Source organism: Agrilactobacillus fermenti (genome assembly GCF_021030645.1).
Taxonomy (GTDB): Bacteria; Bacillota; Bacilli; order Lactobacillales; family Lactobacillaceae; genus Agrilactobacillus; species Agrilactobacillus fermenti.
Genome location: NZ_JACGCJ010000012.1, coordinates 22,870 through 47,374 on the forward strand (window position 1 = coordinate 22,870; position 24,505 = coordinate 47,374).

A 24,505-nucleotide genomic window follows, 5' to 3' on the forward strand; every position below is an offset into this window, starting at 1 on the left:
CTTATGTTAGAAATGAACTTACAATTCTTTGCGCACCATAAGGGTGGCGGTTCAACAGCCAATGGTCGTGATTCTGCCGGTCGTCGTTTGGGCGCCAAAGCTGCTGATGGCCAATTAGTTACAGCTGGTTCAATCATTTTCCGTCAACGTGGCACTAAAATTCATCCAGGTGCAAATGTTAGTCGTGGTGGCGATGATACATTATTTGCAACTGCAGAAGGCGTTGTTAAATTCGAACGTCTTGGTCGTGATAAAAAACAAGTTTCAGTTTATCCAGTTGCTGAAGCACAAGCAAAATAATTAAGATTATTTCAAAGGCTTGACACAAGATGATATGTGTTCAAGCCTTTTTTATCGGTATTATTTCTGCTAGAGTAAAAGTAAATGATGAAGGTGGGTATTTGTATGCAAAGATTGAACCAGTTATTTCAGCGAATGGCTGCAGATCATATTTCAAATTTTTTGATAACTAAACCGGTTAATATATATTATTTAACAGGTTTTACAGGTGAAGACAGTGCCTTATTATTACATGATCAATCGGCCACTTTGATCACCGATTCTCGTTATATCGCACAAGCTCACCGTCAATTATCTAATGAAATTAGCATATTCGAGCAGAAACGGGGGCTCTTTACCGATTTAAATCAATGGATTCCCAAATACGGGGCACTCGCATTCGAAAGTAATTTTGTGCTATTTCATGATTTTCAAAATCTAAAGGCTAACTTACCGGAGACAGAGTTAATACCACTAAATGGGTTCATCGAAGTTCAACGGGAAGTTAAGGATGCTCAAGAAATCGAATTAATTCAAACAGCTTGTCAAATCGCTGATGATTGTTTTGATCATATTATTCAGTTTATTAAACCAGGTTTAACAGAATTAGCGGTAGCAAATGAAATGGCTTATTATATGCGGTCACAAGGCGCATCCGATGTTTCATTTGAAACAATTGTAGCTTCAGGCTATCGTTCTGCTTGGCCACATGGATCTGCTAGTGATAAGGAAATTGCTAATAATGAATTGATCACATTAGATTATGGCTGTTTTTATAAAGGCTATACTTCTGATATTACTCGTACGGTTGCTTTGGGAACAGTTGATCCAGAATTGGAAAAAATTTATAATATTGTCTTAACGGCTAATAAAGCTGTTCTTGATATGGTCAAACCTGGTGTGACCGGTGCAGAGATTGATGCTGCTGCTCGAAATATTATCAATGATGCCGGCTATGGGGCACAATTTGGCCATGGGACTGGCCATAGTATCGGTCTTGAAATTCATGAGGGCCCTGGCGCATTTGGTTCATATAAAGCGCAGGCTCAGGTGGTTGGTAATGTTGAAACTGATGAACCCGGAATCTATTTAGAAGGCAAAGGTGGCGTTCGAATTGAAGATGATTTGTTTATCACCCCTGAAGGTAATCAGCTTTTAACGCATGCGCCTAAAGAGAACTTATTACATATTTAAAAACAAGTTCTTAGAGAAACTCAGTATTTCAATAGTCAAAGACTGTTTTTTTCGTTATAATCAATAGATAGTAGCTAACGAACGTAAAATATACTTATTTTGTAACTTACGGAATTTTAATTTTTGATGATTGGAGTGCAATCATGGCTGAAAATACAAATATCGTTTTGCAAGAGTTAGATAACGGTAAAGGACGCATTGAAATTGCGCCTGAAGTTTTAGAAGTTCTACTAGGTATTGCCGCTTCCCAAATTGAAGGTGTTTATGAGATGCGGGGAACTTTAAAAAATAATATTAATGAGTGGTTCGGTCATATCAACCATGGTAAAGGTGTTTCGGTTAGTTTGGTAGATGGCCATTTATTCGTAGATGTTTATGCTTACTTGCGTTATGGTGTTTCGGTGCCTAAAGTAGCTATGAGCATGCAAAAAACACTTAAAGAGCAGCTTTTATATATGACTGATCTTGTGATTGATCAAATTAATATTCACGTTGTTGGTGTCATCCCAGAAAAGGCCGCACCAACGATCGATCCAAATAGTTTATTTACTGATGACACAATAGAAGACACAGAAGATGGGAAAGATTCATGACCGAAGTAAATCGACACAATATCCGCAAAATTGCTTTTCAGACATTATTCATGATTTATTCAAATCATATTGATGACTCCCAAGATGCAATCGAGAGGGTTTGGGCTTTAACGCAACGTCTTAAAACAGATGAAGAGATTGTTATTCCAGATTACTTAATTTATTTAGTAGACGGTGTCTTAAATCAACAAAGTGATATCGATGCTAAGATCCAAGCAAGTCTAAAGACTGGCTGGTCACTACCGAGATTAAATCGTAGTGATTTAATTATTTTAAGGCTAGGTGTGTTTGAAATAATTTTTGAAACTGAGTTACCAAAAAAGGTCGCGATCAATGAAGCCATTGAGTTGGCAAAAGAATTTGGAGATGACACTTCAAGAGCGTTCATTAATGGTGTGTTGTCAAAATTTGTACATGAAGAAGTCGATAAGAACGAATAGTTTAAGCTTTCCAATTTTAAAGATGAGCTTGTTCTCGTCTTTTTTTATAGTCTTTCACAATTAATTATGAAACAGGTGAAAAAATGACCGAAATAATTGACGGTAAGGAATTGGCGAAAACTTTAGATAATGAAATGATACGGCAAGTGGGCCAATTAAAACAAAGAGGTGTCGTACCTGGGCTGGCGGTCATCATGGTTGGTAATGATGCAGCAAGTCAAATCTACGTTCGCAATAAGCATCGGCGCAGTCAAAAAATCGGGATACAATCTCGTGACATTACCTTTCCGTGGGATATATCTGAAACTGAGCTATTAGCACAGATTGATGATCTAAACCATGATCCTGATATTGATGGTATTTTGGTACAGCTGCCTTTGCCAAAACATATTCATGCTAAGGCGGTTTTGGAACATATTTCGCCTGAGAAAGATGTAGATGGTTTTCATCCAATTAATGTTGGTCGTTTATGGAATAATGACGGTAAGATTGTACCCAGCACGCCATACGGTATCATGACTATGCTGGATCGTTATCATGTTCAGATTGCAGGGAAAAATGCATTAATTATTGGCCGCAGTACAATCGTAGGTCGGCCTATGGCAGCAATGTTACTTAATGCCAATGCAACTGTCACGATTGCTCATTCTCAAACGGATAATTTAAAGACACTGGTTCATGCTGCGGATATTTTAATTGTTGCCGTAGGTATCAGTCATTTTATTCGTGGCGAAGATATTAAACCCGGGGCAATCGTGATCGATGTGGGTATGAATCGTGACAGCAATAATCATTTAACTGGTGACGTTGATTTTGATAGTGCAAAAACAGTGGCTAGTATGATTACGCCCGTGCCAGGCGGTGTTGGACCAATGACTATCACGATGTTAATGCAACAAACAATTAATATTGCAAGTAGGCGAACAAAATAAGATGACAGCTGAAATGCCAAAATATTTGACGGTATCTGCACTAACTCAATATATTAAACGGAAATTTGATTTTGATCCTTATCTTGATCAAGTTTATTTACGTGGCGAAATCTCAAATTTTCGACTGCGGCCGCATAATCATCAATATTTTAGCCTCAAAGATGACGGAGCCAAAATCAATGCCATCATGTTTAAATCAGCATTTGAACACGTAAAATTTGAGCCTGAAGTAGGGATGCAAGTTCTAGTTACCGGCCGCATATCCGTGTATGAACCTACCGGAAATTATCAAATCTATATCAACTCAATGATTCCAGATGGCATTGGTGAGTTATATTTAGCTTATGAACAGTTAAAAAAGAAATTGGCCGACGAAGGTTTATTTTCTCAAGAAAAACGGCCACTGCCGCGTTTTCCAAAGCGAATTGCAGTAATTACCAGTCCGAGCGGTGCGGTTATTCGAGATATCATCACCACGACTCGCCGGCGCTATCCAATTGCACAATTGGTGCTATTTCCCGCTGTCGTACAAGGAGAAGGTGCCAAAGAAAGCTTGGTTCATCGTTTACGACAAGTGAATGCAATTGGTAATTTTGATACGATTATTATTGGTCGAGGTGGGGGTTCGATTGAGGATCTCTGGCCTTTTAATGAAGAGCCAGTTGTCCGAGCTATTGCAGCTAGTGAAATTCCAGTTGTTTCATCTGTTGGTCATGAAACAGATACAACGCTAAGTGACCTGGCTGCTGATGTGCGAGCGGCAACACCAACGGCAGCGGCAGAATTGGCGACGCCAGTATTACAAGATGAATTAATTCGTTTGCAGCAACAAAAGCTGCGCTTGATTCAGGCTCTACAGCAAGCAATTAAGATATCACATACACAATTAGTCCGTTTGCAGCAAAGTTATGTTTTTACTAATCCAAAGCGACTTTATGAAAACTATTTGCAACGATTAGATTTAGCAAAACAAGGTTTAGTTCGTAATTTAGTACAACAGCTGAAAACACAACAGACGCATTTTGCTGATTTAACACGGCGATTACATCTTTATCGGCCAAATCGCCAGATTGAAACGGCACAGCAGCGAATTTTCGAACAAAAACAACGGTTATTGCAAGCCTTTCAACAGTATTTGCAGACACGGATGACTCAAATGCAAAATTTAGCACAATCGTTAGACCATTTAAGCCCTTTAAAAATACTTGGCCGTGGTTATAGCTATGTTATAGATCCGGTATCAGGTGCATTAATTCAATCCACCGAAAATGTTCAGATCAATCAAACAATTGCTGTTCATATGAAAGATGGCATCGTTTCAGCCAAAGTAACGCATATTAAAAAGGAGCACGAACATGGCGAACAAAAAGACATTTGAAGAGAATTTAGATGATTTAGAAGCAATTGTTAAAAATCTCGAATCAGGTCAAGTCCCTCTAGAAGAGGCCTTAGAACAATTTCAGACCGGTATTAAATTGACCCAACAATTAGAAGTGACACTCAATAAAGCTCAAAGCACCTTAACAAAAGTTATGAATGATGCGGGTGAAGAGGTTCCCTTTGAAATATCTGATCACGATGTTGACAGTCAGCAGCCGAATGATACAAAAACTGAAAATGAAACGGGTTCAAAAGAATGACGGAGATCTACCAAAATTATCAAGCGTTTAGTTCAGATGTTTTACCAAAGTTAGAACAGGTTTTAACAACAGAACTGCAACGATCGGTTAGCAATAGTAAGCTGCGGGCAGCAATGAGTTATACCTTAGCAACAGGTGGAAAAAGATTTCGACCATTATTGTTACTGACAATTGTACAAATATTTGCACCACAGAAATTGAGTTCGGCACTAAAACCAGCAGCTGCTTTAGAATTGGTACACACATACTCGCTGATTCACGATGATTTACCAGCAATGGATAATGATGATTATCGGCGAGGAAAATTAGCCAATCATAAGAAATTCGGAGAAGCCCAGGCAATTCTCGCCGGTGATGGTTTGTTGACATTAGCATTTCAATGGCTGGCTGAAGCAGATTTACCCGCCGATATCAGAATTCAATTGACACAACGGTTAAGTCAAGCTGCTGGGCCAAGCAATATGGTTGCTGGTCAATATTTAGACATTTCACTGTCAGAAGCAGACACTCAAAAAACTGACTTTGAGGTTTTACAAAAAATGGAACGACAAAAAACAGGTGCACTGTTGAATGCTGCTATTACTATGGGGGCAATAATCGCAAAAGTTGAGGCACCAGTTGATAAATTATTAGATCAATTCGGCTGGCAGTTCGGATCAGCTTTTCAAATTGCCGATGACATTGTTGATGCCAAAAGTGGTCAAGATGTCACCGAAGATAAGCAAACTTACGTTAGTCTTTATGGATTAGTTGATGCCAAAAATAAATTATCTCAACAGATTATCGCCGCTCAACAGACGTTAGATCAGATTAAGGTGGCGCCCACCGACCTAATTGCTAGTTTTTTGGGATTTCTTGAGGCAATCAAATGAAAAAGCAACGAGTTGATATTTTAGCATATGAACAAGGGTTGTATGATTCAAGAGAACAGGCCAGAAGAGGTATTATGGCTGGTGAAGTTTATGATCAAAAAAACCAACGTTTAGATAAACCAGGAGAAAAAATTCCGGCGGAGCAAACATTACAGTTAAAAGGTCGAAAACTGCCTTATGTCAGTCGGGGTGGCTTAAAGCTTGAAAAGGCACTTCAAGTTTTCAATATTGACGTTCACAATCAACTAGTTTTGGATATTGGCTCGTCAACTGGCGGTTTTACAGATGTTGTTTTACAAAATGGGGCACGCTTAGTTTATGCATTAGACGTCGGTTATAACCAGCTCGCATGGAAATTACGTGAAGATCCAAGAGTGAAGGTTATGGAACGTGTAAACTTTCGTTATAGTCAACCGGATGATTTTAAAGAAGGTCTGCCAGATTTTGCAGTAACGGATGTTTCTTTTATTTCGCTAAAATTGATCTTACCACCCCTACGTACAATTTTGAAACCAGACCATGACTTAGTGGCTTTGATCAAACCTCAATTTGAGGCTGGTCCTGAACGTGTGGGTAAACATGGTATTGTTCGTGATCCTAAAGTGCATCGGGATGTTTTAGAAATGATTACAAACTTTGCGCTGACTCAAAATTATGACGTCCTAGGATTGGATTTTTCACCGATAAAAGGTGGTGGCGGCAATATCGAGTTCTTGATTTGGTTACGTAATGTACAAAACCGACAGGGTCGAATCGCAGCATCGGTAGATATTCCCGCATTGCTATCAAGAACGGCTGAAATTTTGAATAAAAATCCAAAGTCATCTCAGTGAATGTATGTATATGCTATAATAAAGAAAAGTTTTACAGTAGGTGATGACTTTGAATAAGGCTGAACGACAAAAGTTAATTCGAGACTTTATCACGAATCATGAAGTTGAACAGCAAATTGAAATTGTAAATATGCTTGCAGAGCGTGGGCAACAAGTGACTCAAGCTACAATTTCCAGAGATATCAAAGATATGCAATTATTAAAAATTCCAGATTCTCTTGGAGGAATGAAATATTCATTACCTCTAGAGAGACATTTGAATGTGGACGAGAAGTTACAAAGAGCACTGAATACTTCACTAAATCGACTTCGCAGGCACAATGAATTTTTATATCTTGAAACAGTACCTGGAAGTGCCAGCGCACTGGCAACTCTGATTATGCAAAAAAGATATTCAGAAGTATTTGGAAAATCGACGGATGATGATTCAATATTATTGATTTGTAATTCCTCAGAAGCGGCAAAACAACTAGAAGAAATTTTTAAGTTTCTGATTAAGAAGTAAGTTAAAAAGCTGGTCAAATTGACCAGCTTTTTTATACGGTTTTGAATTTTGAAGCTATAATTTAATGGTTTGCAGACTTAAAATATTATGATACAATCTTTTTAAACACAAACATACGTTCTGAAGGTGGCTGTTATGTTACAAGAATTGGTCATTCATGATTTTGCAATTATAGATAAACTGTCAATTGAGTTCCAACCAGGCATGACTGTATTAACTGGGGAAACAGGCGCTGGGAAATCGATCATTATTGATGCCGTAGGTTTATTGGCCGGGGGCCGAGGTTCTACTGACTTTATTAGAGCTGGCGCAAATAAGTGTACGCTCGAGGGGTTATTTATTTTAGATGAACCTGAAGTTTTGAATCCACTATTAGATCAATATGGTATTGATCAAGATAACGACACAATTTTATTGCAGCGTGAGATCAACCAGCATGGTCGTAGTATTTGTCGAATCAATGGGCATTTAGTGAATTTAACGATATTGAAGGCTATTGGTGAACACTTGGTTGATATTCATGGGCAAAATGAGCATCAAGAATTGATGTTTCCTGAGAAGCATTTGGGACTATTGGACCAATTTGCAAAGCCAGTAATCCAAGATACACGATTAGCTTACCAGCAAGCTTTTGAACAATACAAAAAATTATATCAATCATTACAACAGCGCCGTAATCATGAACAAGAGTGGGCGCAAAGATTAGACATGTTGCAATATCAGTCTACGGAAATCAATGGTGCTCAATTAAAATTAGGTGAAGATGACGCTTTAAGTCAAGAAAAAGAGCGTTTGGAAAATTTTCAAAAAATTAATGAAAATCTGGGGTTAGCTTATCAAACTTTGACTGGTGTCGAACCCAATGCTTTAGATCAAATTGGCCAAGCAATGACAGCGTTAGCTGATATTGCTGAATTAGACCCAGTTTATCAAAAAATTTCAGACGCCGTAAATTCAGCTTTCTATGAACTTCAAGATACGTCCAGTGAATTGTCACGGCAAATCGATAATTTATCTTGGGATGAGGGTCGCCTTGATGAAATTGATAATCGTTTAGAAGTCATTAATGAACTAAAACGCAAATATGGCGAGTCAATTGAATCAATTTTACAATATCAAACTAAAATTGATGCGGAATTAGAAAAAATGAATCAATCAGATACTGATTTTGAATCATTGGAAGCGGATGTACAACGTGCTAAAAAAAGACTATTACAGCTTGGGCAAGAACTCTCAAATAGGCGGAAAAAAGCGGCTCAGACATTGACCTTAAAAATTCAAAGTGAATTATCAGATTTATATATGGATAAAGCAAAATTCTCGGTTCGATTTAAACAAAATGAACAACAACTTAAGTTTTTCAAAGATGGTATTGATGATGTGGAGTTCTATATTCAAACTAATCCTGGGGAGGGTAGCAAACCATTGGCTAAGATTGCCTCCGGGGGTGAGCTATCCCGAATTATGTTAGCTTTGAAAACAATATTTTCTCATGCACAGGGCATCACCAGTATTATTTTTGACGAAGTTGATACAGGTGTCAGCGGTCGTGTTGCACAAGCAATTGCTAATAAAATTGCCGTGATTGCTGCAAACTCTCAAGTCCTATGTATATCACATTTGCCACAAGTTGCAGCCATGGCTGATATCCAGTTATTGATTCAAAAGAAAATTACAGCTAACCGTACGAAAACTTCAGTGAATCACCTAGCAGAAAAACAGCGTGTTTCTGAAATTGCCCGCATGATTACAGGTACAGAAATTACAACGCTTGCATTGGAACATGCTCAGGAGCTATTACAATTAGCTGAAGACCAAAAGGCCGCACTAATGAAAGCGTAATATTAATCCGCTCACTATTTCTAATTTGATTAATCAAGAAAGTAGTTGAGGAAAAACTAATGCCTGTATTAATCTTGTCGACTAACATAGTAAATGTCATGTAAATTGATGTATCTAATAACGTTCTTATTAGGTTTGTGTACTAAGACTTTTTGCCGGTTTCTTAAAAGTTGAATTTTACCTGTATAAATCTCGCCATTTCTAGTTGTGAGGGCCACATAGTAATGACGCATTTCCGCTTGTTCGATAAAATAGTTAAGTTGAAATATTGGCATACGCATGATTTTGTCCATAGACACATCACAGTCCATCACATAATCGTCATAAGTCAATATTTTTTCAAATTGTGTATGTAAAGTTGTGGCAAATTTTTTAAAGGGTGATTCATTAATTGTTTTGCATCCATAATTGGATTCCTCCGAACGTACGTTTGATATAAATATATTATATGAACAGGTGTTCGTAAAATCAATTAAATATTTCCTTAAAATTATAAAGAAGTTATAAAGGAGGGCACACAATTGGCATCTATAAAATACGAAGTAATAGAAAATATTGGTGTACTATCAACAAATAAATCTGGTTGGCAGCGGGAGCTCAATCTCGTTTCTTGGAATGATCGACCGCCAAAATTTGATTTACGCGATTGGTCTGAAGACCATGAGAAAATGGGTAAAGGACTCACACTAACTAATGAAGAACTAAGCAAATTAAAGGAAATTCTTAATGACATGTGAGCAATTCCTCATTTTTGTTGAAAAATTGACTTAGAAAGTGCAAAATAGTTTTTAATAAACTATTTTAAAGGAGTCAATACTCGAATGGCAAATCGCGGCATGTTAATTGTTTTATCCGGTCCCTCGGGCGTGGGGAAGGGGACTGTTCGCCAGGCGATGTTAAAGGATAAACCCCAAGATTTTAAATATTCAGTTTCAATGACAACTAGGAAAATGCGTCCTGGTGAGGTTGATGGTGTAGACTATTTTTTTCGTACCAAAGCGGAGTTCGAATCTGAAATTGCCAATGACGGTATGTTGGAGTTTGCTAAATATGTTGATAATTACTATGGGACACCACTAAAATATGTTAACGATACCTTGGCACAAGGCGTTGACGTTTTTTTGGAAATTGAAGTTAATGGGGCTATGCAGGTCCGCGAAAAATGTCCCGACGGCGTATTTATCTTCTTAACACCTCCGGATTTAATGGCCCTTCGCGATCGAATTGTTAAACGCGGTACAGATGATGAAGCCACAATTGCAAAACGTTTGAATAAAGCACGCGAAGAAATTAAAATGATGCAAAACTATGATTATGCGGTTGTTAATGATAAAGTAGACTTAGCTGTTAAAAGAATTGAAAAAATCATCGAGAGTGAGCATTTAAGAGTCCCTCGGGTGATTGATAATTATAAAAAGATGATAGGAGCGGTTAAAAAATGATTTCTTATCCTTCAATCGATAAGTTACTAGACCAGGTTGATTCACGGTATTCGCTAGCAGTTCTAGCAGCAAAACGTGCCCATGAACTTGAAGCGGGCGATGTGAAAATGTTAAGCTCATATGAATCACCAAAATCTGTTGGTCAGGCTTTGGAAGAGATTGCAGATGGAAAAGTTGTAATTGATCCAAGTTCTATTATGTTGGAAAAAGAAGCCGAGAAGCTTGACGATGAAGAAAAAAATGAGTAATTATAATTTCACTCTTCCCATTTTGTGGTGAAGGGTTTTTTTATATTAAGTAACTGGGGTGGAAAAATGTTCAACCAAAAACATGTGGCTGTGTTTATTAGTGGTGGTATTGCGGCGTACAAAGTACCAATACTGGTGCGATTATTACAAAAATCCGGTGCTGAAGTGCGCGTCATCATGACCTCTGCAGCCCAAAAATTTGTGACTCCCTTTGTGTTTGAGTCTCTGTTACACGAACATACTTATACAGATATGTTTGATGATCCCCAAAATTTGCCAGTGGTGCATATTGAGTTAGCTGATTGGACGGATATTGCAATTTTTGTGCCTGCAACTGCAAATGTTATTGCTAAGCTTGCTAACGGCATTGCGGATGATTTGGCTACTACAACTTGGCTAGCGATAAATAAATCCAAGTATGTTGTGCCGGCAATGAACACGAAGATGCTGACGAATCCAGTCACACAACGTAACTTGACATTATTGCGACAAGATGGCACGGCCATTTTACCGACCGATAATGGACAATTAGCCGAAGGATACAGTGGGCAAGGTAGAATGCTAGAACCTCAAGCAATTTTTGATTACCTTGAATTTCAAGAAAGCATTGCCCATGCAACTTCTAAAATTAAAAATAAAAAAATTTTGATCACAGCTGGTGGAACTAAAGAGCGAATCGATCCTGTTCGCTATATTACTAATGATTCTTCTGGTAAAATGGGCTATGCTCTGGCTAAAGCGGCCGCCTTAGCTGGGGCACAAGTCTATTTAATTAGTACCAATGCGTCTCGTGTAGTGCCACATGGGGTAAAAGCACAATATGTTCAATCAGCTCTTGAAATGCAACAGGCAGTTAAAAAAATCTTTGCTACTGTCGATGTGGTAATCATGGCAGCGGCTGTTTCTGACTACCGACCTGAAAAAAAATGGTCCAAAAAAATAAAAAAAGGCACAGCTAATGATTTGACGGATTTAAAACTTGTAAAAAATCCAGATATTTTGGCTAGCTTAGGCGAAGAAAAGCAGCATCAATATTTAGTTGGGTTTGCAGCTGAAACTAATGATTTAGAGACTTACGCAAATCAAAAACTAACACGTAAACATGCAGATATGATTATTGCGAATGATGTCAGCAAACAGGAGCTGGGTTTCAACAGTGATTTTAATGCTGTAACTGTGTTAACGCATTCCAGTAAACCTATCCGCCTGCCAGTGGCGGCAAAAAGCCAGTTGGCTACAAAAATCATTGATTTAATCGCACAACATATTAGTTGAGGTGTTTCCATGATAATTATTGCAAGCGTGATTGTCGATGTACCAGTTGCACAAACAAACCGACCTTTCGATTATCTTGTGCCAGAAGTTTATGCTAATAATTTAGCGGTTGGCATGCGTGTTTCAGTCCCATTTGGAAAAGGCGATCGGTTATTGCAAGGATATGTTATTGGCTTAAAAAAGGCACAAACAAAGCCTCATAATTTAAAAAAAATTGAACATGTCATTGATCTTGAACCAGTTTTAAATGAAGAATTATTGCAATTATCTGACTGGTTAGCAAAAAAAACATTTTCTTTTCGAATCAGCAGCTTGCAAACAATCTTACCTGGTGTCATGAGGGGAAAATACCATAAATATGCTCAAGTCACTGATACTGAGGATCCAAAAGTTAAAAGTGTCTTTAAGCACCAACGAATGATCGAAATCACTGATCAACTGGATGCACAGGTGATCAGTGATTTAATGCGCTGGCGCCAAGCTGGAAAAGTAAAGTTTGAATATGCAGTTGAGAACCAAGCACGAGTAAAAAAACAAAAGGCAATTATCTTGGACCATAGTGGTCAGGAATATGAAAAATTGAGTCAAAAGCTGCGCAAAAGAGCTCCAAAACAGGCAGCTGTTCTGGCTTATTTAGCGAGAGAAGCAAAAGAACAAAAACATATTTTATTACAAGTTTTAAATAAAAAATTTTCTAGTTCGGCCATTAGAAGTTTAGTTGAAAAATCAATTCTTACAGAACAAAACGTGGAAGTAAAGCGTGAAGTGATTCCTACTGATAAAGCATTCGTTCATGAACATGATAAGCCGCTGCTTCCGGACCAGCAAAAGGCAGTTATTGCTATTAACCAAGCTACAGCAGCTAAAGCAAAAAAAGTTTTTTTGTTGGAAGGTGTGACTGGATCCGGCAAAACAGAAGTTTATCTTCAGAGTATTAAAGCTGTATTAGCAAAGGGAAGAACAGCCTTAATGTTAGTACCAGAGATTGCCTTGACACCTCAAATGGTTCAACGAGTTTATGCACGATTTGGTCATCAAGTTGCTGTTTTGCATAGTGGCTTATCCAATGGTGAAAAATATGATGAATGGCGCCGAATCAATGCCAATGAAGCTCGAGTGGTAGTTGGCGCTCGGTCAGCAATTTTTGCACCTTTGAAGAATATTGGCTTAATTATTATGGATGAAGAACATGAATACAGTTATAAACAAGAAGATACGCCTCGTTATCATGCGCGTGATGTTGCTTTGCATCGTGCTCAAGTGCACAATTGTCCGGTGGTATTAGGAAGTGCGACGCCTTCATTAGAGTCTCGTGCCCGAGCTGAAAAGGGTGTTTACCAACTCTTACTTTTGCCACAGAGGGTGAATCAGGCTCCACTGCCACATGTGCATATTGTAGATATGCGTGAAAATATTGAAAAACATCGAACACTAGATTTTTCACGGGCATTATCTGATGCAATCACAGTGCGTTTGGCCAAAAAAGAACAAAGTGTTCTGATGCTGAATCGTCGTGGTTTTTCTTCATTTGTTATGTGTCGTAATTGTGGCTATGTCGCTAAATGCCCTAACTGTGATATCTCATTGACCCTACACATGTCTTCGCATACGTTGAAATGTCACTATTGTGGACATGAGGAGCAAATACCAAAAACTTGCCCCAACTGTCATAGTCAAAAAATTCGTTATTATGGTACAGGAACTGAAAAAGTAGCTCAAGAATTAAAACAAATGTATCCTGAAGCACGGATTATTCGAATGGATGTTGATACCACTAGGCGTAAAGGTGCTTATGAGCAGTTACTAAAAAAGTTCGAGAAACGTGAAGCCGATATCTTACTTGGAACGCAGATGATTGCTAAGGGATTGGATTTTCCTAATGTCACATTAGTAGGCGTCATCAATGCGGATACGGCCTTAGGGTTGCCGGATTTTCGCGCCAGTGAGCGGACTTTTCAGTTATTGACCCAGGTTTCTGGTCGAGCTGGACGCGGTTCTAAAAAAGGTGAGGTTTATGTACAGTCATATAATCCAGATCACTATGCAATTAAATTGGCACAGAAACAAGATTATGAACAATTCTTTCGACAAGAAATGCGTTTGCGGCACGAAGGTGGCTATCCTCCGTATTATTTCACGGTATTACTACAAACGACGCATCCCGATGAAAGTCAAGCAGCAAAGGCTGCTTACAGTATTTTAAAGGCAATCCAACCCTATCTTAGCGAACAAGCAATTATACTTGGGCCAACGCCCAAAGCAATTGCCCGCGTCAAAAATCAATATTATTACCAAATAATTATAAAATATAAAAATGAACCAAAATTAGCTGTAGGTTTGAATCATATTCTGGAACTTTCAGCCAAGGCTCATGATCGGTTATTAAAAATTGCCATTGATCGTGAACCATTACAATTCATTTAGAAAGTAGTGATTTTGATGACTTCAGTTATTTTCATGGGAACTCCAGAATTTTCAGTTACCGTACTAGCTGGTTTGTTAGAGGCAAATTATGATATTCAAGCAGTTGTCACACAGCCAGACAAGCCAGTCGGGCGCAAAAAGAAATTGCAGGCGGCCCCCGTTAAAGTGTTTGCTCAAGCACATCAATTAAAAATATTTCAGCCAGAAAAGTTGGGTGGCAGTTCAACAGCTGATTTCATAAAATCAGTGCAACCAGATTTGATCATTACGGCAGCCTTTGGTCAGTTTTTACCAACGTCAGTGTTGCGCAGTGCTAAAGTTGCTGCAGTCAATGTTCACGGCTCGCTGCTGCCTAAGTATCGTGGTGGTGCGCCGATTCAAATGGCAATTATGAACGGTGAATCAACAACAGGAATTACAATTATGTATATGGCTAAGAAAATGGATGCTGGTGATATTTTAGCGCAGCAAGCGGTGCCGATTACTGAAGATGAAACTTCTGACTCACTCTTCAAAAAAATGAGTCTTGTTGGACGTGATCTGCTGTTAGCAACTTTGCCAAAAGTGATAGCTAACGAAGTCACTGCACGACCTCAAAATGAAGCTGAAGCAACATTTGCTTACAATCTTAAACCCGAACAGGAAATTTTAGATTTTAAACAATCAGCAATTCAACTAGATCGCCAAATTCGAGCTTTAAACTCAGATCCAGTTGCTTATACTTATTTCAAGGGTATGCGCACAAAGATTTGGTTTGCACGACCTGTTGAAGTTTCACATTCAGCAACCCCCGGATCGGTATTAAGTAAAACAAAAAAACAACTTGTACTGGCAACCGGTGATTCTAAAATGGGGTTGGCAATCGAACAGCTACAACCTGCTGGTAAAAACGTGATGCCCATCTCAGCATATTTAAACGGTGCTGGTCAAAATATTGCCGTAGGAGATCAGTTAATAACGGAGGAGACAAGCCATTAACCAGTCAGCAAGAAAACTAGCAATTGAAATACTATTGTCTGTTTTAAAAAAGCAAGCTTATTCAAATATTGAGTTGGATCAGGCTATCAAACATCATGCCCTGAAACCACAGGATCGACATTTGCTAACAAACATCGTCTATGGTGTCTTACAGCAAAAATATCTATTGGATTTTCAACTCGCACCCTTTATCAAAAAACCGCAAAAAATGGATGACTGGGTTCAAATTTTATTGGAAACAGCAGTTTATCAAATGAAATACTTGACGCGTATTCCAATTCGGGCGGTTATTTACGAAAGTGTTCAAATTGCAAAGCGCCGCGGTCATCAAGGGGTTGCCAAACTTGTTAATGCCATATTACGTAATGTTCAACGCCAAGGATGGCGTGATCTAGCTGATATTCAAGATCAGTGGGCGCGTTTGAGTATTGAATACAGCATACCCGTATCTTTGATCCACCAACTAAACCAGGATTTGGGCTCAGAAAAAACTGTTCAAATTTTAACTTCAATTAATACCGTCCCCAAAATTAGTTTACGTGTTAATGAGGTGGTAATATCTCGGAAAGAATTGCAAGAAGCATTACTTGACGTTGATATTCACACAACCGAAAGCGTGATCTCGCCTCAAGGTTTAATCACAACAACTGGTGTCAGTGAACTAACCCAAACAGAATTATTTAAAACTGGGGCATTTACATTTCAGGACGAAAGCGCTCAGTTAGTCGTGCCAGCTTTGCAAGTGCAACCAGGAGATCAGGTATTAGATGCGTGTGCTGCACCCGGTGGCAAAACAATGCAGATTGCTGCCAACCTTTCTGCTTCTGCTGGTGGTCAAGTGACTGCTTTAGATTTATATGAACATAAGGTAAAATTAATTCAACAAAACGTTCAAAGAATGCACTTAAATTCAGTTGTCAAAACTCGGTTGCTTGATGCGACAACAGCTGACACCAAATTTTTGGAAGAGACATTTGATCGTATTTTAGTAGATGCACCTTGTTCTGGTATTGGTCTATTGCGACGCAAACCAGAGATACGTTACCGTAAAGAATTAACTGACTTCGTGAATTTAAAAAAGGTTCAATTACAGATTCTCAATTCAGTGGCAAAAACTTTGAAACGCGGTGGTACTATGGTTTATAGTACCTGTACCATTATTAAACAGGAAAATGAAATGGTTGTTGAAAATTTTTTAAAACACCATTCTGATTTTGAGTTAACAAAAACATATTCAACAGTGGCGCTGAAATCAAAATCGAATGAAAAGTCGCTACACATTTATCCGGATGACTATCATTCAGATGGCTTTTTCATTGCTACATTGAAACGGAAATCTTGAGGTGAAAAGATGAAATTTGCCTTTCGTACCGATGTTGGTCGTAAGCGGCAAAGCAATCAAGACTCGGTAGGTGTATTTGAAAACGAAGCTGGCGCGCATATTGCCGTTGTAGCAGATGGTATGGGTGGCCATCAGGGCGGTGACGTTGCTTCGGAAATGGTTGTTTCACATCTAGGTGACAATTTTCGAAATAATCAAGCAACTAATATTGATGAATTAGTTCGTTGGCTCGTTTTTGAGTTAAATTCAGAAAATAAGCGTATTTTAGAAACAGCACATACTCACGCCAACTTGTCAGGCATGGGTACGACGTTTGTGGCTACGTTAATGGTTGCTGATACATATATCGTGGCAAATATCGGAGATTCTAGGTGTTATCGCCTACGCGAAAACCAGCTCAAACAATTAACAGAGGATCATTCGTTAGTCAACGAGCTGGTAAAACATGGCGATATTTCTCCGGAAGATGCAAAAAATCACCCTCAAAAGAATTTAATTACGCGCTCATTAGGTATCTCAAAAAATGTTGATGCTGATGTCACAATCTTTCACAGCTATCCACAAGATTATTTGTTGCTTTGTTCAGACGGCTTAACAAATATGGTAAGCGATATAGAAATTCAGACGGTCCTTGAATCTGACGTTGATCTCCAAACAAAATGTGATCGTCTGATTGACCTTGCAAACACCCATGGCGGTTTAGATAATATAACGGCATTGTTGATTTATGACGATTCGCAGGTGGATGCTTCATGATGGAAAAAGGTTATTTATTAGACAAGCGGTACTTGTTGATTCGTCCAATTGGCGAGGGCGGCATGGCCAATGTTTATCTTGCTCATGATCAAAAGAATGATCAAGATGTCGCTGTTAAAATCTTGCATATGGATTTACAGAATGATCCAAATACAAAGAAGCGGTTTCAACGTGAAGCCAGTGCCTCATCAAAACTGAATCACCCCAGTATTGTAAAAGTTTATAATATTGGTGAAGATGCTGGTATGAGCTATATCGTGATGGAATATGTGACAGGCATGGATCTCAAACATTATATTGATCAAAACTTTCCAATACCTTATCGCAAAGTAATCGATATTATGAAACAAATATTATCTGCTGTTCAAGCTGCTCATGATCATGACATTATTCATCGAGATTTAAAACCGCAAAATATTATGATTGACAAAAATGATCATATAAAAATTGCTGATTTTGGAATTGCGGTTGCTCTCCATGACAATTCTTTGACTCAAACTAATACGTTATTAGGATCTGTTCATTACCTATCCCCTGAGCAGGCTAAAGGTAGTATGGCCACGAAACAATCAGATATCTATGCATTGGGTATTATTCTTTACGAGATGTTAACTGGCAAAGTTCCATTTGAAGGTGAATCTGCTGTTTCAATTGCAATCAAACATTTTCAAGACGAGATTCCTTCGGTTCAAGCGCTAGACCCCCGGATTCCACAGCCCTTAGAAAATGTGGTTTTACATGCGACGGCCAAAGATCCTCATGATCGTTACAAGAGTGCAGCTGAAATGGCCGTTGATCTCAGTACCTCGCTAGATAAAAAGCGGGCGAATGAACCCAAATTTGTGCCAAACAGCAATTCAGATCTAGATGAAACAAAAGTCATTCAAATCCCCAAAAATCCAGATTTAGCCGATAAAGTTGTGCCTAATAAACACGAGGAACAACTTAAAGCAGACAAAAAATGGTGGACTTTTTTAAAAAAACGTCGATTTTGGATGGCTTTTGGATTGGCCTTGCTTGTTTTCATTTTGGCGGTGGGATTTATTATTGGAACTACTAAAAAAAATGTTGAGATTCCTGATTTGACCGGGATGTCAGAGACGCAGGCTAAATCTGTATTAACAGATAATCATTTAAAAATCGGTGATATCAGTCATCAATATGATAATGACGTGCAAAAAGATCGTGTGATCCGTAGTTACCCTAAAAAGAACATGGTTGTTAAAGAACAAAGCAAAGTTAATCTCTTGATCAGTCAAGGGCCTAAAAAAGTCCGTATTAGTAATTACGTGGGACAAAATTATACTCAAATTCGCAAAAAACTGATGAAGCTTGGTTTTACCGTTCGTAAAAACGAGACATCTTCAACAAAGTATGCTGCCGGACAGATTATGAACCAAGATGTACCTGAGGGTAAAAAGGTGATTCCCCAGGAAACAATCATCACATTGACGGTTAGCTCGGGACGAGCATTTTTTAACTTACGTGATTTAACGAACTACACCCAAAAGAGTGTTCAGGACTATGCTAATGAGAAGGGTCTCGTGTTAAACATTACATCTCAATATTCCGATACAGTTGAAAAAGGGTTAGTGATCTCACAAACACCTGTTGCCGGAACAAGGCTTAGTAAGGGCAGCAGTTTAAATGTCGTTATTTCTCTAGGTGAAAAAAATAAAGCCCCTGAGCAAGTTAGCTTTAATAAAACGATTACCATACCCTTTAACCCTAAGACTGCTACACAGGTAAATACAGCTGATATTACTAATCCAAATGACAATGGGGTAACTGCTTCTTCAAGCAGTTCTAGCGCCAGTGCCAGCACATCAACAAGTAGTTCAACAACCACAACGCCAGTTCACGAAAATCATGTCACTATCTTCATTCAAGATGAAACACACAATATCGGTGATGTCTATCGGCAAATGGTTATCACACAAACTACCAATATTACTTTAACGTTTACTGTTAAAGGTAATGAGTCAGCATATTACAAAGTTGTACGTGATGGAGATGTGATCTTGACCGATGAAGTCAAGCCTAGTTGACAAAGGAGACGGCATGAAAAGCCAAGGAAAAATTATTAAACTTACCGGTGGATTTTACTATGTTCTTGCCGAAGATAAAGTTTACCAAACTCGAGCACGCGGTAATTTTAGAAGCAGAAAAATTAAGCCAGTTGTTGGTGACAATGTTGTTTTTGAATCTACTAACTCAACTGATGGCTATATTCTAGAGATATTGCCAGCAAAAAATCGAATGGTCCGACCACCTTTGGCAAATATCGATTTGATGGTTATTGTGACTTCTTTGATAACGCCCAATTTTCAGCCTAATTTATTAGATCGCTTTTTAGTTACACAAGAATTTAATGATCTTAAAGCAGTCATCTATGTGACAAAAAGCGACTTAATTCACGACCAACAACAGCTACAAAATTTTCAGAATATCTTTGATTATTATCAGAATATTGGGTATGCGACAATTTTTACATCTGATCCATTTTCAGATGAAGGTTTACAGGAATTAGCACGGCTTATTAATGGCAAAGTTACCGCAGTAACGGGTCAATCTGGCGCTGGTAAATCAACGTTATTGAATCATTTAGTGCCAGAACTGAAATTACCAACGTCCGCTATTTCTCAGAGTTTAAATCGTGGCAAACACACGACCAGACATGTAGAATTACATCAGGTTGCTGGCGGCTTGATTGCTGATACGCCTGGTTTTTCAAATATGGCATTGCCACAAATCCCACTTGAACGGATAAAAAATCTATTCCCAGAGTTTATGGCATTTAGTCCGCAATGTCGATTTCGAGAATGTCAACATATCAATGAACCTGATTGTGCGGTCAAAGCAGCTGTAGTTACTGGTGAAATTTTAACCAGCCGATATGAAAGTTATCAACAATTTCGTCAAGAAGTTCAGCAACAAAAACGATATTGATGAAGTTGTATTAAGAAAAAACAATAAAACGTAAATTTTCAAACTAATATTCAGGAGTGATAACGATGCAACTTGCACCTTCAATTTTAAGTGCCGACTTTATAAATTTACAACGAGATGTTTCTGCTTTAGAAGCAGGTGGGGCTGATTTATTACATGTAGATGTCATGGATGGGCACTTTGTACCAAACTTAGCTTTCGGGCCTCAAGTTGTTCAAGCTTTAAGACCAATTACAAAATTACCGTTAGATGTCCATTTGATGATGTCTCATCCCGAAGCATATATCGATATGTTTGCGGCTGCCGGAGCCGATACGATCATGGTCCACTTTGAAAGTACGCCGCATATTTATCATGCCTTACAACTGATTGCACAACGCCATGTGAAACCCGGTGTCGTTATTAATCCAGGTACACCCGTAGATGCGTTAAAATCTGTATTACCTTTGGTTGGACAAGTCTTGATTATGACCGTTAATCCAGGATTTGGGGGTCAGGCTTTTTTACCAAGTACGTTAGAGAAAGTAGCTCATTTAGATCAAATTAGACAAACAGATGCTACTTTGACTTTTGATATTGAAGTTGATGGTGGTATCAATGATCAAACAATTCAACAAGCGGCAAAAGCCGGTGCTGATATTTTTGTGGCGGGTTCTTATATATTTGGTGGACATTCTGTTGCTGAACAAATTACAAAATTAAAGGGTTTGATCAAATGAAACGAGTCAATTTATTGCTTGGCGGGCCACAGGAGCTTTGGCCGCAACAATTAAAAAAATCACCCACAGAAATTGCGGGTGATTGGATCGGTGTTGATCGGGGCACTTTATTCCTGTTAAAAATGGGTATTCAGCCCAAGATATCTGTTGGTGATTATGATTCTTTGAGTGCCTCTGAACTGGATTTAGTCAAAGCCCATATTCAAGATATCTATTACGAAAAGCCCGAAAAAGATGATACGGACAGCGAATTAGGTTTGAAACTTGCACTAGAAAAACTACATGCTGATAGTGTGACGATTTACGGGGCAACTGGTGGCCGTCTTGACCATTTTCTAGTGAATTTTTTTATGTTACTAGAGCCACGTTTTCGCACGCATGCGGCTAATATTGTAATGGTTGATCAACATAACCATTTATCCTTTTATCTACCAGGAAAATATGAGATTAGAAAACAATCAGATAAGAAGTATTTGGCTTTCGTTGCGATGACGCCAGTACAACATTTAACGATTCATGATGCCAAGTATCAATTGCATGATGCGCAATTAGATGTGCCGGTTTCGTATGCCAGTAATGAATTTGTTAATGACACAGTTCATTTTCAATTTGAAAGTGGGACGATCTGCGTCATTCAAAGTACAGATCAGTCAGTATAATTAAAATCTGAAAAATACAAATAAAAAAAGCCCTAGACCATGATCGACAAATGAAGTAGATCATGATTTAAGGCTTTTTTATTAAACACGGGTAACTTTACCAGATTTTAAAGCGCGTGCAGAAACCCAAACTCGCTTAGGTTTGCCATCAACAAGGATGCGAACCTTTTGTAAATTTGGCTTCCAGCTACGACGACTTGAATTCAATGCGTGTGAACGTTGATTGCCGAAATGAGTTTTACGGCCTGTGATAACGTCTTTAGCCAATGTTAAACCTCCTTTAAGGTTACTTTGGTATCAATCATGTACCAAACTAAGTTATCACAACAATGCTTTCATTGCAAGATTTTTCTTTAAAGTATTTTTACTTGACACGCTCCGCTAAATGTCGTATTTTCTTTCAATCAAGCGTTTGGTGTGCTAAAATTTTTTGTAGTGTAATTGAAACGTAACGAATGAGGAGGATTAAAAATGGCTGTTAAAATTAAGACGCAATATGGAGATGTCGACATTTCCAACGAAGTCATTGCAACAATTGTCGGCGGTGCGGCTACTGATATCTATGGCATCGTCGGAATGGCCAGTAAAAACCAAATTCGTGATAATCTAAATGATATTTTAAATCGTGAGAATTATAGTCGTGGTGTCGTTGTTCGACAAGAGCACAACGCGATTATTGTAGACATTTATATCATTATCAGTTATGGCGTAAAATTATCTGAGGTTGGTCGTAATGTCCAAGATAAAGTTAAATATAATTTACAAAGTATGTTAGGTATCAAGGCAAAGGCAGTCAATGTTTTCGTCCAAGGTGTCAAAATAACTGATGATTTAGATTAACACACATTAATAGAATAATTGCTATTCAGGAGGAACTTCCTTGAAAATTGAAGAAATTAATGGCGATAAATTTAAGGATATGATTCGGGTTGCATCTCACCGAATAAAGAAGAACAGTGACTTTGTCAATTCTTTAAACGTTTTCCCGGTTCCAGATGGGGATACTGGTACAAATATGAGTTTGACGTTTGCCAGTGGCGCAAAGGCAGTCAATGAAAATCCCAGCAATTCAGTTGGTGAACTAGGTAAGTCCTTAGCAAAGGGATTGCTAATGGGGGCACGTGGCAATTCTGGCGTCATCACGTCGCAAATTTTTCGCGGATTCACCAAAAAAATTGAACCACAAACTTCCATTAGTGCGCGACAATTAGCTGATGCATTCATGGCTGGTGTGGAGACAGCTTATAAAGCTGTTATGAAACCAGTCGAAGGTACCATTTTAACGGTTGCCCGAGAAGGTGCCAAAGCGGGTAATAAAACGGCAAATGAAACGAATGACATCACTGAAGTTTTGAAGGCCGTCATTTTAGCAAGCAAAAAGGCTTTGGCGAATACGCCAAACCTGTTGCCAGTCCTTAAAGAAGTTGGTGTCGTTGATTCTGGAGGTCAAGGTCTCGTTTTCATTTATGAGGGCTTTTTAGAAGGCTTAACTGGTGAAGTAGCCGCTAAAGATATTTACACGCCTGATGAAGCTGAAATGGACGAAATGGTTAATGCTGTCCATCACCGAGCAATCCAAGGTCAGGTGGCAACAGCTAACATCACTTATGGCTATTGTACAGAAATGATGGTTAATATTGCCGAGAAGAAAGCGGATCAAAAAACATTTGATTACGATACTTTTCGAAATTATTTGAATAATCTGGGTGATAGCTTGTTAGTTGTCGCCGACGATGAGGTTGTTAAAGTTCACGTGCACACAGAACACCCTGAAAAAGTCTATCGTTATGGCAGTCAATTTGGCACCATGCATAAAATCAAGATTGATAACATGCGCGTTCAAAATGAAAATGTTGTTAACGAAGCTCAAGCTGCCTCTAATAAGCAGTCAAAACGGCCGCAAGTGGATTATGCCGTGATTGCAATTGCCTCGGGTGACGGTCTGCAGCAACTATTTGAAAGCTTAGGGGTCACTTTTGTAATCAATGGTGGTCAGACAATGAATCCAAGTACTCAGGATATTTTAGATGCTATTGAGCAAGTAAATGCCAAACGGGTCATAATTATGCCAAATAATAAGAATATCTTCTTATCAGCGGAACAAGCGGCTGATGTTAGCGATATTTCTGTGGCCGTTGTGCCGACTAAAACAATTTCTCAAGGGATGACTGCTATGTTGTCTTTTGATCCAGCTGCTGATTTAAATACGAATAAAAAACAGATGACCGATGCACTGACGACCGTTGTTAGCGGCCAATTAACAGCTGCCACTCGAGACACAGAGCTTAGCGGTCTCAAAATCAAACAAGGTGATTATTTAGGAATTGTTGATGGTACGATCAAAGTTGCTAACCCTGATCGTCTGCAGGCTGCCATTCAAATGGTAGAAACAATGCTGGATGACGAAACTGAGATTATTACAATTATTTATGGTGCTGATGCAACCAGTCAGGAAGCTAAATCACTTGAAGCTGCTATTTTAGCCAAACATGATGATCTAGAAATTGAGATTCATGAGGGCGACCAGCCAGTTTATCCTTTCTTGATTTCAGCAGAATAGTTAATAATTGTTTCTAAAATAGA

General features: G+C 38.5%; 27 protein-coding genes. 25 read left to right on the forward strand and 2 right to left on the reverse strand.

Annotated features, from left to right (window positions below; translation table 11 throughout):
• Nucleotides 1–3: 3 nt before the first annotated feature.
• The 11 genes from rpmA to recN all read left to right on the forward strand — a co-directional run bounded on the left by rpmA (nucleotide 4) and on the right by recN (nucleotide 9,130).
• On the forward strand, nucleotides 4–300 hold the full coding sequence (gene rpmA, locus FHQ08_RS05680; protein WP_230913430.1) for a 50S ribosomal protein L27: 297 nt from the start codon (nucleotides 4–6) through the stop codon (nucleotides 298–300).
• 105 nt (nucleotides 301–405) lie between these two features.
• On the forward strand, nucleotides 406–1,473 hold the full coding sequence (locus tag FHQ08_RS05685) for a M24 family metallopeptidase (protein WP_230913431.1): 1,068 nt from the start codon (nucleotides 406–408) through the stop codon (nucleotides 1,471–1,473).
• Between the two features lie 143 nt (nucleotides 1,474–1,616).
• A complete protein-coding gene (locus tag FHQ08_RS05690) occupies nucleotides 1,617–2,066 on the forward strand; it encodes an Asp23/Gls24 family envelope stress response protein (protein ID WP_230913432.1) in 450 nt (149 codons plus the stop codon).
• Nucleotides 2,063–2,506 carry a transcription antitermination factor NusB gene (gene nusB / locus FHQ08_RS05695; protein ID WP_230913433.1) on the forward strand — a complete coding sequence of 148 codons (444 nt, stop codon included), beginning with the start codon at nucleotides 2,063–2,065 and terminating at the stop codon, nucleotides 2,504–2,506. Before FHQ08_RS05690 ends, nusB begins: the two co-directional genes overlap by 4 nt.
• 83 nt (nucleotides 2,507–2,589) lie before the next feature.
• Entirely contained in the window at nucleotides 2,590–3,438 is an 849-nt protein-coding gene (gene folD, locus FHQ08_RS05700; RefSeq protein ID WP_230913434.1) for a bifunctional methylenetetrahydrofolate dehydrogenase/methenyltetrahydrofolate cyclohydrolase FolD, read from the forward strand.
• A 1-nt stretch (nucleotide 3,439) separates the two neighbouring features.
• Entirely contained in the window at nucleotides 3,440–4,816 is a 1,377-nt protein-coding gene (gene xseA / locus FHQ08_RS05705) for an exodeoxyribonuclease VII large subunit (RefSeq protein WP_230913435.1), read from the forward strand.
• A complete protein-coding gene (locus FHQ08_RS05710) occupies nucleotides 4,794–5,078 on the forward strand; it encodes an exodeoxyribonuclease VII small subunit (RefSeq protein ID WP_230913436.1) in 285 nt (94 codons plus the stop codon). The genes xseA and FHQ08_RS05710 overlap by 23 nt, the downstream gene beginning before the upstream one ends.
• Nucleotides 5,075–5,950 (forward strand): polyprenyl synthetase family protein, encoded by an 876-nt coding sequence (locus FHQ08_RS05715; protein ID WP_230913437.1) that lies wholly within the window; start codon nucleotides 5,075–5,077, stop codon nucleotides 5,948–5,950. The genes FHQ08_RS05710 and FHQ08_RS05715 overlap by 4 nt, the downstream gene beginning before the upstream one ends.
• Nucleotides 5,947–6,783: a TlyA family RNA methyltransferase gene (locus FHQ08_RS05720; RefSeq protein WP_230913438.1), complete on the forward strand. Its 837-nt coding sequence runs from the start codon at nucleotides 5,947–5,949 to the stop codon at nucleotides 6,781–6,783. The genes FHQ08_RS05715 and FHQ08_RS05720 overlap by 4 nt, the downstream gene beginning before the upstream one ends.
• Nucleotides 6,784–6,832: 49 nt before the next feature.
• Complete coding sequence (locus tag FHQ08_RS05725) at nucleotides 6,833–7,288, forward strand: arginine repressor (RefSeq protein ID WP_230913439.1); 456 nt, start codon at nucleotides 6,833–6,835, stop codon at nucleotides 7,286–7,288.
• Nucleotides 7,289–7,423: 135 nt separating this feature from the next.
• On the forward strand, nucleotides 7,424–9,130 hold the full coding sequence (recN, locus tag FHQ08_RS05730; protein WP_230913440.1) for a DNA repair protein RecN: 1,707 nt from the start codon (nucleotides 7,424–7,426) through the stop codon (nucleotides 9,128–9,130).
• A 68-nt stretch (nucleotides 9,131–9,198) separates the two neighbouring features.
• Here recN and FHQ08_RS05735 read toward each other — a convergent pair whose 3' ends face one another.
• Entirely contained in the window at nucleotides 9,199–9,441 is a 243-nt protein-coding gene (locus tag FHQ08_RS05735; RefSeq protein WP_230913441.1) for a Rho-binding antiterminator, read from the reverse strand.
• A gap of 210 nt (nucleotides 9,442–9,651) precedes the next feature.
• On the opposite strand from FHQ08_RS05735, the gene FHQ08_RS05740 reads away from it, so the two are divergent.
• The 12 genes from FHQ08_RS05740 (at nucleotide 9,652) to FHQ08_RS05795 (ending at nucleotide 21,922) form a co-directional block, all read left to right on the forward strand.
• Nucleotides 9,652–9,867, forward strand: coding sequence for a YdbC family protein (locus tag FHQ08_RS05740; RefSeq protein ID WP_230913442.1), 216 nt, complete (start codon nucleotides 9,652–9,654; stop codon nucleotides 9,865–9,867).
• A gap of 84 nt (nucleotides 9,868–9,951) precedes the next feature.
• Nucleotides 9,952–10,572, forward strand: coding sequence for a guanylate kinase (gene gmk / locus FHQ08_RS05745; RefSeq protein ID WP_230913443.1), 621 nt, complete (start codon nucleotides 9,952–9,954; stop codon nucleotides 10,570–10,572).
• Nucleotides 10,569–10,820: a DNA-directed RNA polymerase subunit omega gene (rpoZ, locus tag FHQ08_RS05750; protein WP_230913444.1), complete on the forward strand. Its 252-nt coding sequence runs from the start codon at nucleotides 10,569–10,571 to the stop codon at nucleotides 10,818–10,820. The genes gmk and rpoZ overlap by 4 nt, the downstream gene beginning before the upstream one ends.
• Before the next feature lie 66 nt (nucleotides 10,821–10,886).
• Nucleotides 10,887–12,095 (forward strand): bifunctional phosphopantothenoylcysteine decarboxylase/phosphopantothenate--cysteine ligase CoaBC, encoded by a 1,209-nt coding sequence (gene coaBC, locus FHQ08_RS05755; protein WP_230913445.1) that lies wholly within the window; start codon nucleotides 10,887–10,889, stop codon nucleotides 12,093–12,095.
• 9 nt (nucleotides 12,096–12,104) lie between these two features.
• Nucleotides 12,105–14,519, forward strand: coding sequence for a primosomal protein N' (gene priA / locus FHQ08_RS05760; protein ID WP_230913446.1), 2,415 nt, complete (start codon nucleotides 12,105–12,107; stop codon nucleotides 14,517–14,519).
• A 15-nt stretch (nucleotides 14,520–14,534) separates the two neighbouring features.
• On the forward strand, nucleotides 14,535–15,497 hold the full coding sequence (gene fmt / locus FHQ08_RS05765; protein WP_230913447.1) for a methionyl-tRNA formyltransferase: 963 nt from the start codon (nucleotides 14,535–14,537) through the stop codon (nucleotides 15,495–15,497).
• Nucleotides 15,493–16,839, forward strand: a complete 1,347-nt coding sequence (rsmB, locus tag FHQ08_RS05770) for a 16S rRNA (cytosine(967)-C(5))-methyltransferase RsmB (protein WP_330166077.1) — start codon at nucleotides 15,493–15,495, stop codon at nucleotides 16,837–16,839. The genes fmt and rsmB overlap by 5 nt, the downstream gene beginning before the upstream one ends.
• Before the next feature lie 9 nt (nucleotides 16,840–16,848).
• Nucleotides 16,849–17,595 carry a Stp1/IreP family PP2C-type Ser/Thr phosphatase gene (locus tag FHQ08_RS05775; protein WP_230913449.1) on the forward strand — a complete coding sequence of 249 codons (747 nt, stop codon included), beginning with the start codon at nucleotides 16,849–16,851 and terminating at the stop codon, nucleotides 17,593–17,595.
• Complete coding sequence (gene pknB, locus FHQ08_RS05780; RefSeq protein WP_230913450.1) at nucleotides 17,592–19,643, forward strand: Stk1 family PASTA domain-containing Ser/Thr kinase; 2,052 nt, start codon at nucleotides 17,592–17,594, stop codon at nucleotides 19,641–19,643. Before FHQ08_RS05775 ends, pknB begins: the two co-directional genes overlap by 4 nt.
• Before the next feature lie 13 nt (nucleotides 19,644–19,656).
• Complete coding sequence (gene rsgA / locus FHQ08_RS05785; RefSeq protein WP_230913451.1) at nucleotides 19,657–20,544, forward strand: ribosome small subunit-dependent GTPase A; 888 nt, start codon at nucleotides 19,657–19,659, stop codon at nucleotides 20,542–20,544.
• A gap of 65 nt (nucleotides 20,545–20,609) precedes the next feature.
• Complete coding sequence (gene rpe / locus FHQ08_RS05790; RefSeq protein WP_230913452.1) at nucleotides 20,610–21,263, forward strand: ribulose-phosphate 3-epimerase; 654 nt, start codon at nucleotides 20,610–20,612, stop codon at nucleotides 21,261–21,263.
• A complete protein-coding gene (locus FHQ08_RS05795; RefSeq protein WP_230913453.1) occupies nucleotides 21,260–21,922 on the forward strand; it encodes a thiamine diphosphokinase in 663 nt (220 codons plus the stop codon). Before rpe ends, FHQ08_RS05795 begins: the two co-directional genes overlap by 4 nt.
• Nucleotides 21,923–22,003: 81 nt before the next feature.
• Here FHQ08_RS05795 and rpmB read toward each other — a convergent pair whose 3' ends face one another.
• Nucleotides 22,004–22,189 (reverse strand): 50S ribosomal protein L28, encoded by a 186-nt coding sequence (gene rpmB / locus FHQ08_RS05800; protein WP_230913454.1) that lies wholly within the window; start codon nucleotides 22,187–22,189, stop codon nucleotides 22,004–22,006.
• Nucleotides 22,190–22,393: 204 nt separating this feature from the next.
• Between rpmB and FHQ08_RS05805 the strand changes: the two genes are divergently transcribed.
• Nucleotides 22,394–22,762, forward strand: coding sequence for an Asp23/Gls24 family envelope stress response protein (locus tag FHQ08_RS05805; protein ID WP_230913455.1), 369 nt, complete (start codon nucleotides 22,394–22,396; stop codon nucleotides 22,760–22,762).
• A 40-nt stretch (nucleotides 22,763–22,802) separates the two neighbouring features.
• Nucleotides 22,803–24,482 (forward strand): DAK2 domain-containing protein, encoded by a 1,680-nt coding sequence (locus tag FHQ08_RS05810; protein ID WP_230913456.1) that lies wholly within the window; start codon nucleotides 22,803–22,805, stop codon nucleotides 24,480–24,482.
• Nucleotides 24,483–24,505 lie beyond the last annotated feature (23 nt).